This window comes from Candidatus Falkowbacteria bacterium (assembly GCA_018674305.1).
Lineage (GTDB): Bacteria > Patescibacteriota > Patescibacteriia > UBA11705 > JABHMO01 > JABMRF01.
On sequence record JABHAL010000002.1, the window covers coordinates 55,812 to 68,495 of the forward strand.

Genomic DNA, 12,684 nt, shown 5'->3' on the forward strand with positions numbered 1-12,684 from the left:
ATAATTTCTAATTATTTTCTAAGTTTATTTCTTTTCTTCCAAACTAACTCTTTAACGCCAAAAACTTCAAAAAATTTAGAGATTTCTTTATCTGAATATTTTTCTTTTAATTTTTTGATTAAATTATCTACTTCCGCATCTTCAACTAAACCACGACAACCCCAACAGCCTTGCATTGATTTTGTACAAATAGCATCACATCCGCCTTGCGTAATTGGCCCCATACAGACCTCACCATATTGCAAAACACACTTTTGTCCCCTCACTTGGCACTCATAACAAACTGGATTTTGAGTAATAGCTGGTTCTTTGCCAATTAATAGCTGGTATACAAAATCATAAAATTCTTCTCCTGTTATTGGACATCCTGGGATAGAAAAATCCACCTTAACGTATGCACTTAGTGGCTTGACATCCAAATTCTCAATTCCCTTTTCACCTTGATAAACATAATCATGAATTTTGTTTTTATCTTGATACATTTTTAAATGATAAATTCCACCCATATGTGCGCAACTACCAATTGAGATGACATACTTTGAATTTTTCCTAACCAACTTTAACTGTTTGATATCTCGCGTGGTCAAAGGGCTACCTTCAACAAAAACAATATCGTACTTTTCATCTGGTGAGTGTTCGTCCTCTTCAAATAAACGAAAATTTACTATTTCAATTTTTTCATTCAATTCAAGTAACTTATTTGGTAAATCTAAAATCGCAACACAGCAACCTTCACAGCCGGTCAATGGGAATATTCCTACTTTTATTTTGTTATTCATAGTAATAAGTAAAATGTAAAAGGTAAAAAGTAATCACAACTGTTTTTGAATTGATTTTATCAAACCATTTATAAGTCTTTTCACCTCATCTGCATGATTTACTAACTCTTCACAAAAACTGCTTTCTAATATATTAAGACCTCTTGAAACAAGTAAAAAACTTTGCACTTCTGACAACGAACCCCTCGCTTGATAATAAAATCGAATCTTATCTTTGAAATAATAGCGAGAAAATCCTTCAGCAATGTTGGCGGTGATCGATATTGAAGCTCTTCGGATTTGACTTATAAGTCCAAATTTTTCTTCAGCAGGAAAATCCGATGTCACCTCATAAACTTTTAAAGTAAATTTATATGCACGTTGCCAAGCCTTTAAATCGTAATAATTATTTATTTTATTCATAACAGTCCCTTATTACCCTTTACACTTTACTGGTTACTTTTTACGTTGTTCCAAAATTGCCTTTAATTCTTCAGGTCGATTGGTTACAAAAAAGTATGGTCGTCTTTGGCCAGCAACTGTAATAACTAAACCTTTACCTCCCCGAGGCACATAACCAACTGTTTTGTCACGACCAAATCGAATACCGTAACCTAAATAATTTTGAAACTTATACTCACTAAATTCTATTTTTTTTATTTTACTTATTAAAATACGCTTGCGGAATTTCATAAACCCGAAGATTAAATGCGTATCACTTACCTTGATGTTTAACTCTCGAAAAGACGCCAAAATGAAAACATTCAACAATAAAATAATTGCTAATACAGTTTTTGAAGCGTTGTCCAAAGCAATTGGTTTATCTGTGTACTGCGACATTAGAATTATAAGAAAAATCAAACAGGTGATTACCAGAATCGCAGTAATTAAATGATAAGTTTGAACCTTGTCTTTGAAAATTGTTGGCATATTTTTTATCTATTCACTCATTAAAAATAATTTACACTTCTTAAAAATTCATAATTAAACACAGGACCATCTTTGCAAATATACTTGGACCCAATAGCACAATGCTGACACACTCCTACTCCGCAATGCATTCTTTTTTCCAATGAAAAATACATATTAGCTGGCTCAACCTTTTTGGCCAAAAGTTCTTTCACAACGAACTTGTACATTATCGCTGGCCCACAGACAAACACTAACGAATTCTTCAATAACTTCTTTTTCTTTATTAAGTCCGTAACAAATCCTTTTTGTTTAGCAAACCCGGGAATAGTTTCATTTTCCAAAATCAATCCAAAATCATGTTTGTTTTTTATTTTTGAATACTCTCTTTTGAATACTAGTGATTCCTGTGTCGAACAACCAACCAACACTTGAAGCTTAATATCTTTACGATTGCGATTTTCTTCGAACACGCTTCGCAATGGAATAAAACCACAACCACCACCGATCAGAATTAAATTTTTAGTAACCTCAGGAAATCCGTTACCAAAAGGTCCACGCACAAAAGCTTTATCGCCAACCTTCAGGTTATTTAATTTAGCAGTTAATTCTCCAACACTACGAATTGTTAAACAAAAATGTTTATCTGACAACTTTGGGCTCGAAGAAATTGAAATAGGGCATTCACCAAAACCTGGTAAGCCAATTTGCATAAACTGCCCTGCCAAAAATTTTAATTCATTTTGCTTGTCCAAACTAAAATAAAAAGTATTGGTAATTGAATTTTCTTTAACTACTTTAATAACCTTTGCTGGTTGTAGGGCATATTGATTTTTCATACTTTTTTCAATTCTTGCAAATTCTCAGCAATATTAATTTCAACTGGGCAAGTTTTGTAACAACGCATACAACTAACACAACCATAGTAATCGAACTCATCAGGAATGCGTACAAATTTATGATAATACCAAAAATATAATTTCTTTTTTACTGAATCCAATTCTTTATTACCACCCGTTATTTCAGAAAACTTTGGATAAAAACAGGTTGTCCATTGTCGTGTTTTCACGACTTGATCAAATTCAACCTTATCCTTCTGGTCAAAGCAAAAACAGGTTGGACAATGGATTGAGCACTTCCCGCAACTAAGACAAATTTTAGCTAATTTATCCCATAGTGGGTGGTCAGGATTGTTCAATATTGCTAGCTTTTTTTGTTCAATCAAAGGATTGGGACCATGCTCAGGTATAAATCCAGCAAATTCAATATTTTCGTAGTCTTCAATTTTACTTTTTTCCAGAAGCTGTTGACCTTTTTCCGAGCCGGAAAACAAAATCAAATTACCACTCTTCTGTCTTTCAACAAAAACATCAAAAATAAGATGCTCTAACACATCTTCTTCATATTTTTTATTAAACACTTTGTATTTACGTAAATCATCCTCAATGCCATTAGTTAAACCAATATAATGTAAGGATTGTCGACGCTTTTGAAAATAATAATCTTTAGCAAAAACCTGTTCAAATAAAGCCAAGGCTCGTAAATCTAAAATATTTAATCCAAGAATAAAAATAGGCTTTATTTTTTCATTAATAACTTTAGCTACGTCCTTGGAATATGTCGCCATATCTTGTTTAGCTGGCAAAACAATTGACTTGAATGAATTCAATGGTATGTCACCAGACCAGTCCATATCCCCCGGTTTAAAAATTTGTTTAACTAAAACCATTTCTCCATCTTTAACTGGAGAATAAACGAAACCCTTTTCTAGCAATTTTGCTACAAATTTATCAAATTCAGACTTTTTCATATAATAGGATTATAACAAAATTTTCACCTAAACAAAAGAACGAGCTGTGATTAACCTGCTTACAGCAGGTAGGCTCGTCCTTTCAACTATGACTATTTACACTTACAGGTCTTACAACCACAGCTGGTACATTTAGATTTACACTTGCAAGGAGCGCATTTACATTTGTCACATTTCATAATAATACTTTATTTTTATAGTTAAATTATAACACAACTAATCCTGCAAGCGAAATCCACCAACTTTATTACGCAAGCGATTGAGTTTCAATAAAAATGCAGGTTTAATAGTTAATTCCCCATAGCGATCATTAATTTCATCAAGATATGGTAAAAGTTTTTTTTGTTGACGATCTTTTGAGAATAACGGCAACTGTTGGTAATCTTTTACTAAATTACTAACATGAATTCCAAGTAAACGTACAGCATTGGGAAATTTGAAATTTGAAATCTTCTTTTTTCCAAGTTCATAAAACCGAAAACTATCATTCAAATAACCTGGAAAAGTTTTACGTACTCCACCGTGAGTAAAATCAGCATACCTCCAATAAACAACTATTGTCTTACCAGCCAAATTATTACGACGCAGTTCACGGCCGGTCTTTTCACATAGATGCAGTAATACAGTGAGTATCTCAGTTTTATCAAATGTGTTCTTAGCTAAAGTATATGACCGGCCAACAGATTTTGCTTCTGCTTGTTGTAAATAAGAGGTGACTGGCTCGTTATCTTCACCCCACGACATGTTCTGAAGTTTCTCACCATAAAAAGGACCGAAAATCCTGCATAGTTCCGCCTTTGGATATTCTCTAAGCTTGCTAACAGTATCAACACCTAAATCACTCAAATGCTTTTTTATCCGCCTACCAATACCACAAAAATCATCTAATTCAATATTGCTCAAAACTGCCTCTTTATTTTGATCATTAATAAAAAACAAACCATCTGGCTTGTCTAATCCTGAGGCTAATTTAGCCAATAATTTATTTTTCGCAACACCTACTGAACAAGTAACCCACTCCCCTAACTCGGCCTTAATTTGGGCTTTGATTCTCCTAGCTGAACAACTTATTTGTTCAGCATCTTTGCAATAACCAGTCATATCCAAAAAGGCTTCATCAATACTAAAAACCTCTACTTTTTCAGTATACTGCTTGAATATTTCTATCATTTTCCTAGAAGCGTTTTCGTACTTTAATCCATCTGGTTCTACAAAAATAAGAGCCTTACAAAGAGCCTTAGCCTCAAATGGCAACATGCCCGTTTTGATCCCCAACTTCTTAGCCTCCACAGATGAAGCTACAATTACGCTCCGCGAACCTTCCTTGCCAGAAACAACGATCGGCCTACCGCGAAGGTATGGCCGGGCTTGCTGTTCAATGGTGGCAAAAAACGAATCCATGTCTATGTGAAAAATTGTTCTCTCAATTATCATAGTATGCTTCTGATAATAACCATTTATTACTTTCTGTATTGAAACACAATTTGAAATAATTCCCGTTCGAACTTACTGAATAATAATAAACCTTGTCCCGGCCGATTCTTTCGCTATTAACCAAATTCACTTTATTTATTGAATGTTTTTTATTATTCCAAGAAAAAGAAAGCGGCATCACCCGATCCCGCATAAAAGCAACTAAAACTTCGATTTGTTGATTGATTTGTTCTAACATATCATCATTCTAAACTACCCGATAAACTTCACCAAGTTTTAAAAGGAAAATCAGGTAGTATTTTTTTATTCCGACAATCTCTTTAGAAATTTTAAAATTGATTTCTTGATATCTTCAGTATTCATACAAATAATAAGGCTAAACAAAGCTAGACACGGCAATAAGGCTCCACTGCCAAAGACTAACCAAGTTTAAAGATTAATCTTAATAATTAATTCTGGAGTTAAAGGGATGTAGGTTGGTGTCATAAAAATAATAGGGCTAAACAAGGCTAGATAGGGCAACAAAATTCAATTACAATTTGTTCTCCAAATTTAAACCTTGAATCATTAGTTTATAATAGTACTCGATTAAACATTAATTGTTAAATCCTGCCACAGGGCAACTACTGTACGATAAGCTTTTTTCATTTTTCTTTTATGCATATTTTTGAAAGGTGGAGGAGAGTTAAATATCCCATGCTTATAAAATATCTAACCCTCTCTCCTTATGACTTATTATTTTAAATAAATTACTTTACCAATTGGCATACGATCATGTCCAGTATATTCCATAAAAACACTGCTTGCCTTAGTTGTCATCATGTACACTCGCGTAATGTTGTGGTGACGAACTTTTATTGCTTTCAGCCCTTCCGGAGTTTTGAACCATTTTTTCTTTTCATAGCCCATTACACTAGGAACAGTCACCACCTTTGGTGCTAGCCAGTCCCAACGGCCATCTTGAAGTGATTCTTGCTTAGCCCAACCTGTCTTCGGTAGCTTCAACAGACTATCTCGATTACCCCAATGATATAGCTTCACTCCATCATCTTCTTCTACTGGTAAAAATGGTTTATCTTGCCAAAAGAATGATTGCACTAACCTGCCCTTGCGCTGTTTTTCAAACTCTTTGCTCGTAAAAAATTGTTCTAGCTCTACAGGGTTAATCTTATCAATATAAAATGAAATTCCTGCACACATAAAATAAGTAATTGGTAATTAGTCCCGATAAATCAGCAAAGCTGATTATCGGGATCCCTCCTTCCGTCGGGATAATGAGTAACTTGTAATAACCTAGGCGAATTTACGAATAATGGCTCTAACTACTCCACGAATTGCAACATCTTTGCAATAAATAGGTTTCATGGTAGCATTTGCTGGTTGTAGTCGAATCCGATTAGTTTCTCGATAAAATTTCTTTAGAGTAGCAAAAGCATTATTCAAAAGAGCTACTACCACGTCTCCATTTCTTGGAGAATGATTTCTTTCAACAACTACGAAATCACCGTCCAAAATTCCTTCTTCAATCATCGACTCCCCGCTGACTTTTAAGACAAATGCATTCTCATCTGGAACTAAATCTGCTGGGACTGCCATAGTTTCATGATCTTCGACAGCTTCAATTGGTTGACCAGCGGTAATTAGTCCAACTAGTGGTAATTCAATTGACTTACTGAGTTGCATAACTTTTGATGTCAATCCAATCCCCCTTGGTGTATCAGAACTTAAATCTAGATATCCCTTACTTTTCAATGTCTGTAAATGTTGATGTACAGTCGCTGGAGAGGATAACCCCATACCTTCGGCAATCTCTCTATAACTTGGTGAATAATCATAGTCTTGCATGAAACTTTTCACGAAGTTAAGTATTTCTGATTGTCTCTTAGTTAAAGTCATACGAGTTGATGTTTAATTTATAATTTCCAATTTTTCAATTTTCATTAAATTTGTAATTTTCAATTTTCAAACCTTTTTACCATCCAAAGAACTAGTTATCTTTTGAAAAATAAATACTAATTCTTGGACTTCATTTGCTAAATACTCTATTTTTTGTTTTCTACTAGAAACAGCCTTCTTCATCATACGTAACCAATGCTTTGTTTCCTGCGCTTCCTTTTTACAAATATAAATTTTATTACGAAAATCTTTTTTTGAACTAGCACCATTTGCTTCCATATAATTCGCCCCAATAGAAGTTCCTGAACGAAGCAGCTGGTTCAATATTGGACGATTCATAAAACATTGTTGTATATTCTGGCACAAATCAATAATATCCTCGCCGAACTTGGCAGTTCTTTCTTCTAAATCATATTTATTATTTTTTTTGTTATTATCAGTAATCATATTTGAAAATTTTATCATTGAAAATTTACTGTAAATTAGAAATTGTAAATTGAAAATTTTATTTTATAGTTCGGTTTCTGTTCGCATCTACTACCATTATACCGAACAGAAACCGAACGTCAATGATTAGCTGTGGATAACTTTTAAAAACAAAAAAAGCCCCAGAAGTACATACTCATAACACTCGTATGACTTCAGGGCAAGCCTTTTATATCTTAATCGTCTAATTTATCAAATACATCTTTTTCAGTAGAAATAAACTTGTTCCATTCAGCCTCCGTTTTTCCTTGTTGAAGAAAATCTTTTTTGATCTGAAAGCATTTACAAAAATTTTCAAACAAACCAGGAAATCGCTCCAGCAAATCCATAATCTTAGAAAACTGTGGTTGCTCAGCAATAGAATTAAAAAATTGTCGCATTAATTCCTGCGAACGATTATCAAGTTCGGATTTTGTTAACAAAGATTCAACTTTGTTTACTTGATCATCATTCATAATTATTCAATATTATCCATTAAAAAATTTGAACTTCCTGTGAATAAAGCTTTGGCCAACTCTTGTTCTTCTGCCGTTAAGTTCCCCAAAACACCCGCCAACTCTTTAGCTGGGAATTCTGTTTCAGTTCTAGGTTGTTCGGCATTAAATTTAAACATATTCTCTTTCATTAATCATTATACATAAAATCCATAAGCATGGCAATCATCTAATATTAACAAAATAAAACATAGCTGTCAATACTACAAATTAATGACCAATATATCAATTCTCCAAATAACAATCAATGACCAATTTTCAATAACCAAACCCAACAATTAATTTTCCCTTAATACACCCCGTTATCCCCATGAATTTAGAAATAAAAACCCCTCACTTTCTTTGAAAGTGAGGGGTGTGTTTTAATTACTCAGTCTTATCCAATTCTGCTGCTGCGTCTGCAGCATCGCCCTTGGGCAAGAACCTAGCCAATGCTGGCAAGACCTTGGCTGCGTCGCCCAGGCCATCAACCAAACGATGCGCAATCGCCAATCCGGACTGACCTTCCAGAACAGCTAAATCACCAAATTCCTTGGCAACCATCTTGGCAACTTCCACATCACCCAAGCGATTGATAGCTGCAGCAACATCGCCCTTCATGACCTCAGCAACCTTGACTGCGGCTTCAACCTTGGCGGCATGAATACGCTCAGCCAGTGCCTGTAGCTCGCCCTGGTACGCTACAGATTGCTCCTGGTCTGCCTGCTTAATCAGCAGACGCTCTGCAGAAAGAAGCTTCTCCACTTCCAGATCTGACTGCTGAGCAACCAACTTTGCCTCAGTTAGAGCCAGCTCAGCTGTCTGACGATCCTTGCTTCGAGTAAGGTCAGCTTCCTGCTGTGTCCTCTTGAGATCAAGATCACGCTGTAACTCAGCCTTTCTCTTGGCAGCCTCAAACTCGCTACTGGCTTCAATCAGCTTGTGTTTGTGATCCTGCTCAGTTCCTGCCTGCTCACGAGCATGCTCAAGCTCTTCAGTACGCAGATGACGCACTGCCTCAGCTTCACCACTGTCCTCAATGGTTTTTTCGTTCAACCTTTCCATCGAGGCGTCATGCTCAGCTTTTTCAGTTTCACGTACGGCAACTAACTCCTTTCGACTCAGCACCTGTAAGGCTTCAGTTGCCACGACTGTACGCTGCTTGCGTTCCAACTTCAGGTTTTGCTGAACAATGTCAAACCGCGCCTCATCCAGCATACGCTGGATTTCAGGATCAATAACTGTCACCTTGAGCAGGTCGACATCGTAGATACGCATGTTGTTCTCATCAAAGAACATTCCCTTGCGATCTTCACCGTCAACCTTTTTGCCCAGAATGGCGTCACGGATAATCTCCGTGTAACCAGCTTCAAATTCCGAAATGGTAAAGCCCTTGGCTACACCCTTGATCACGCTACGTACGTGATCACACAGGAATTTAACATAGTTGTCAACTGCAAACCACTTGATCTGATCCTCAGGGTCTTCAGCTTCGAAATTTACTCGATAACTAAGTTTCATGCTGGCTCTCACCAGATCACTGGTCACGACCTCAATGATGTCGCTAACCTTGTTGCCATGAATACATAGATACACAGTTGGCAACAGCCTATCCGTAGTCTTGGGCTTCCCCATAGACAAAGCCATATGCTCCAACTCTTCATCGTATTCCAGAGTAATTGAAGCTGGGCCAACAACAACTCTACTCTTCCCCTCACAATCAACAACCTTGATTGCGAAGTTAGTAGAAGGCTTGACCAAGACGCCACCCTGATATTTGGTGTCCAGGATAACCGTCCGCGGCGGCGTGAAATCGATATCACGAGCGAACTCATCACCGCCAAAGCCCTTATGAGCGTCAGAAGTAAACTGGCGTAACCTGAGATCAGATTCAACACCACCAGACAAAGCTTGCTTATGAACCCTTTCAGATTCACGAGTAACCATGGCGGCCATAGACTCCGCTGGCATACCAGCGGTTTTGGCTCGTAACTCCTGATTGATGCGCAAAGACTCCTTGTTCCCAGGATAGTAGAGCTGGCACTCCTTATCGGACAATATCCGACGAGTTACCACTTCCTTACGAGGATCTGGCAAGAACATCTTGGGTCCCATAACCAGAGCAACCTCACCAGTCTCTCGGTTCAGCACGTAACGAGACTGACCTTCGGGAATGGCGATTGCATAGTGCATTTCTTCTTCACCATACTTGATGATAGAATGCTCTTTGCGCGGGAAGTAAATCATACCATCGCCAGTAATGAACAGCTCTTGACCCTGTGTGTACTGACGCTGAGAACCGGGCTTCTTGTAATCCTCTCCCTCATAAGCCTCAATGACCTTAACATAGATACCCTTACGAGCATCCAGTTCATAAGCCCGGAACTTGTTCTTGCCGTCCTTTTCCACAAAGTTCTGAGTAGGCCTGGGGAAAACAACCTGGGGTCCCTTGGCATATTCCTTGTCACCACTTTCATCAAGCAGAATAGCATATTCCAGCTTTTCCAGTGACACAGCCTTACGCACAAATGAACCGGTTGAATTGTCTCGTACAACCCTAACACCTGTCGGCGGAATAAAGAAAGCAACCTCAGTTCCTCGAATAACTACCAGCTTGCCATTGGTCAAACCCTCTTCAAGGGCCCGATCCATGGAACTACGCTGCTTCTTGGCAACCTTGGGAGTTTCCTTCTTCTTGGTCGTCTTTTTTGACGTCTCAGCTGAATCAGTCCCAGCATCACTTGCTTCACCACCTGATTCATCATCCTGATCGCTATTACCATCATCTTTACCGGTATCACTACCAGTAATGGTGGTACTTTCCTGCAGCTGCGCTTCTTTCCAATTAGCAGTAGCAGCTTCGGCATCGTACACTTCGGCAACCAAATACTCATTGGTGCGCAGTCGGTGACCTTCAATCACATCAGACCACTGGCCAGGCCACAGAGCAAAATTGCTCGGGCCCTGAACTACGATGCGTTTACCAACGCTCAAATCTACGGCGTTGTTCTTTTTTCCAGTCTGCGGATGATTATCATTGGCCGCAGGATTGTACAGCACCACATACCAGCCAGCCGGCGCAGTGATTAACCTCTGCCGAACTGCTTCTGTTACTACTTCCTCGAATCGTTTCGTCTTGGGATTGAACTTTACTGGGATATCATTATCACCCAGCGTGATGTTTGACGGTCCTACGACTGTGTCAATTGACCCTGAATTGGCATCTTGAATATGCGCAAACTCATTCGGAGTCAAAACTAAATTACGTCTTCCACTAGGATCAGCCATTCGATTCCTCCTCATTGTTAATCTAGGCCTCCAACAAAACGTTACATATTAAGGGCAAATACCCCAAAAATAGCAGTTTTTCTAATTTTCAAAGTTCATATTAATTTACTACAATTAATCACTAATGTCAACAGCATTTAATTTGCTAATTTTAGAATAAAAAAAAACGAGCTACTTTACATAGCTCGTGTATGTTAAATTTACCGATTTTCACGCATTTTAGTTAAAAATACGCCATTGGTTTTGGAAGATACTAAATCTAAATGGTGAAGAACAACAGCTTCTGGCAAATTTGGACTTACCGAAGAACCAAAGCCTGATTCAACTTCACCGTGATGCGCATTTATCAAATGACATAAGTCCGCCTGTTCCTCCTCGTTAATTTTCAAAGAGTGCAAACGAATTGTGCGATCAATCAACAAAATAGCATTAGTCATATGACCAACATTAAAGCCAGTACGTTGATTATATTCAATTTGCAAAGTAAGCTGGTAATCCTTCAATTTACCAAAATCATGCAGAATTATAGCAGTATTCAGTAAATCCAAATCTAGCGCTGGATAAAGTTCAGCCATCAATTCTGCGCCACGCAGCATTTCGTAAACATGTTGCAAAAGTCCACCATAATAAGCATGGTGATACCACTTGCCTGCTGGCCAACGTTTAAACGCGTTTTCATTTTCCATCAAAATTAATTGGAGTAGTTTTTTGAAACCAACATGTTGAATCTGAGAAATAACCAATCCAAGATAGGTCCACATCTCTTCAACCGATAACTGTGTCCAACCATCTGGAATTTGATCAAAGTCCTCGTCAAACCACTCAGTTTGATCTAAATCATCAGTCTGCTGACAAACTCGTGGCCAGTTGCCCTTTTTCTCAGGCCAGTTCATTGACAATTGAACCTTGTCCTTGAACTGATCAACCTGCGCAGTAATTGCATAAACTTGGCCTACATCAAACATACCTATAGCTTTTCCCTCTTCCATGATCGGTATTTGCCAAACCCTGAGCTCAACTTGACCAGTTTTATCACCAACTGTAACGGTCAAATAACTACTATCTCCGTTTCTGGTTCGTCTCACACTTGGTGGCTCATAAACCATGAACCGCTCATAAATTCTGCGACCAACTTGACCAAGTAAACTATCAACCCAACCATTTTCAGACTTATGCTTGCCTGAAAACTGGGACAGAACTTTCTTCATTTCCAACCCCCTGTAAATTATTCCCACTGTTTAATTGGAAATAACTCTGGCTGTTTAACTTTCGGCCTGCGAGTACGTACTCGTCCTTTAGTCGGACGTTTATGCTTACTAAGTTGAACCAACTCATCATCAATATCAGGTGCCTCATCGTAATCAAATAGTAATTCCTGCTCCTGCGCACGCATACCAAAAACATCCAAACCTGCTAATTCCATTTCCTGGATCTTTATAATACGACGCATTTCCACGTCCATTCTTTTTATTTCTGCCTTGGCAGCAAAAAACAAACTGGTGTCATTGGAATTTTGCATGATTAAATAACAAACCAAGCCCACACCAGTTCTACCAGCTCGACCAGCCCGCTGAATCATTGCAATACCGTTTTCCGGCATGGTGTAATTAATCACCACATCCAGGGCCGG

The 12,684-nt window shown here is 37.8% G+C and carries 15 protein-coding genes; all 15 read right to left on the reverse strand.

What is annotated here, in order from left to right; translation table 11 throughout:
* Positions 1 to 11: 11 nt before the first annotated feature.
* The gene (locus tag HN643_00970) at positions 12 to 779 is read right to left on the reverse strand and encodes an NADH:ubiquinone oxidoreductase (protein ID MBT7500230.1); all 768 of its coding nucleotides are present in this window, start codon (positions 777 to 779) and stop codon (positions 12 to 14) included.
* A 33-nt stretch (positions 780 to 812) separates the two neighbouring features.
* Positions 813 to 1,181, reverse strand: coding sequence for a four helix bundle protein (locus HN643_00975; GenBank protein ID MBT7500231.1), 369 nt, complete (start codon positions 1,179 to 1,181; stop codon positions 813 to 815).
* A gap of 33 nt (positions 1,182 to 1,214) precedes the next feature.
* A complete protein-coding gene (locus HN643_00980) occupies positions 1,215 to 1,688 on the reverse strand; it encodes a hypothetical protein (GenBank protein MBT7500232.1) in 474 nt (157 codons plus the stop codon).
* Between the two features lie 20 nt (positions 1,689 to 1,708).
* Entirely contained in the window at positions 1,709 to 2,506 is a 798-nt protein-coding gene (locus tag HN643_00985) for an FAD/NAD(P)-binding protein (protein ID MBT7500233.1), read from the reverse strand.
* Positions 2,503 to 3,477 (reverse strand): 4Fe-4S dicluster domain-containing protein, encoded by a 975-nt coding sequence (locus HN643_00990; protein ID MBT7500234.1) that lies wholly within the window; start codon positions 3,475 to 3,477, stop codon positions 2,503 to 2,505. The genes HN643_00985 and HN643_00990 overlap by 4 nt, the downstream gene beginning before the upstream one ends.
* Before the next feature lie 216 nt (positions 3,478 to 3,693).
* Positions 3,694 to 4,878, reverse strand: a complete 1,185-nt coding sequence (gene dinB, locus HN643_00995) for a DNA polymerase IV (protein MBT7500235.1) — start codon at positions 4,876 to 4,878, stop codon at positions 3,694 to 3,696.
* Between the two features lie 22 nt (positions 4,879 to 4,900).
* Positions 4,901 to 5,149 (reverse strand): hypothetical protein, encoded by a 249-nt coding sequence (locus tag HN643_01000; GenBank protein ID MBT7500236.1) that lies wholly within the window; start codon positions 5,147 to 5,149, stop codon positions 4,901 to 4,903.
* A gap of 497 nt (positions 5,150 to 5,646) precedes the next feature.
* Positions 5,647 to 6,111, reverse strand: a complete 465-nt coding sequence (locus tag HN643_01005; protein ID MBT7500237.1) for a hypothetical protein — start codon at positions 6,109 to 6,111, stop codon at positions 5,647 to 5,649.
* A 93-nt stretch (positions 6,112 to 6,204) separates the two neighbouring features.
* Positions 6,205 to 6,807, reverse strand: coding sequence for a transcriptional repressor LexA (lexA, locus tag HN643_01010; GenBank protein MBT7500238.1), 603 nt, complete (start codon positions 6,805 to 6,807; stop codon positions 6,205 to 6,207).
* A gap of 66 nt (positions 6,808 to 6,873) precedes the next feature.
* Complete coding sequence (locus HN643_01015; protein MBT7500239.1) at positions 6,874 to 7,254, reverse strand: four helix bundle protein; 381 nt, start codon at positions 7,252 to 7,254, stop codon at positions 6,874 to 6,876.
* A 215-nt stretch (positions 7,255 to 7,469) separates the two neighbouring features.
* Positions 7,470 to 7,748 carry a hypothetical protein gene (locus HN643_01020; GenBank protein MBT7500240.1) on the reverse strand — a complete coding sequence of 93 codons (279 nt, stop codon included), beginning with the start codon at positions 7,746 to 7,748 and terminating at the stop codon, positions 7,470 to 7,472.
* Positions 7,749 to 7,750: 2 nt separating this feature from the next.
* Entirely contained in the window at positions 7,751 to 7,906 is a 156-nt protein-coding gene (locus HN643_01025) for a hypothetical protein (GenBank protein MBT7500241.1), read from the reverse strand.
* A gap of 247 nt (positions 7,907 to 8,153) precedes the next feature.
* Positions 8,154 to 11,054 carry a hypothetical protein gene (locus HN643_01030; protein ID MBT7500242.1) on the reverse strand — a complete coding sequence of 967 codons (2,901 nt, stop codon included), beginning with the start codon at positions 11,052 to 11,054 and terminating at the stop codon, positions 8,154 to 8,156.
* A 200-nt stretch (positions 11,055 to 11,254) separates the two neighbouring features.
* A complete protein-coding gene (locus tag HN643_01035; protein MBT7500243.1) occupies positions 11,255 to 12,262 on the reverse strand; it encodes an HD domain-containing protein in 1,008 nt (335 codons plus the stop codon).
* A 17-nt stretch (positions 12,263 to 12,279) separates the two neighbouring features.
* On the reverse strand, positions 12,280 to 12,684 hold a 405-nt coding region (locus HN643_01040), incomplete at its 5' end, for a hypothetical protein (GenBank protein ID MBT7500244.1).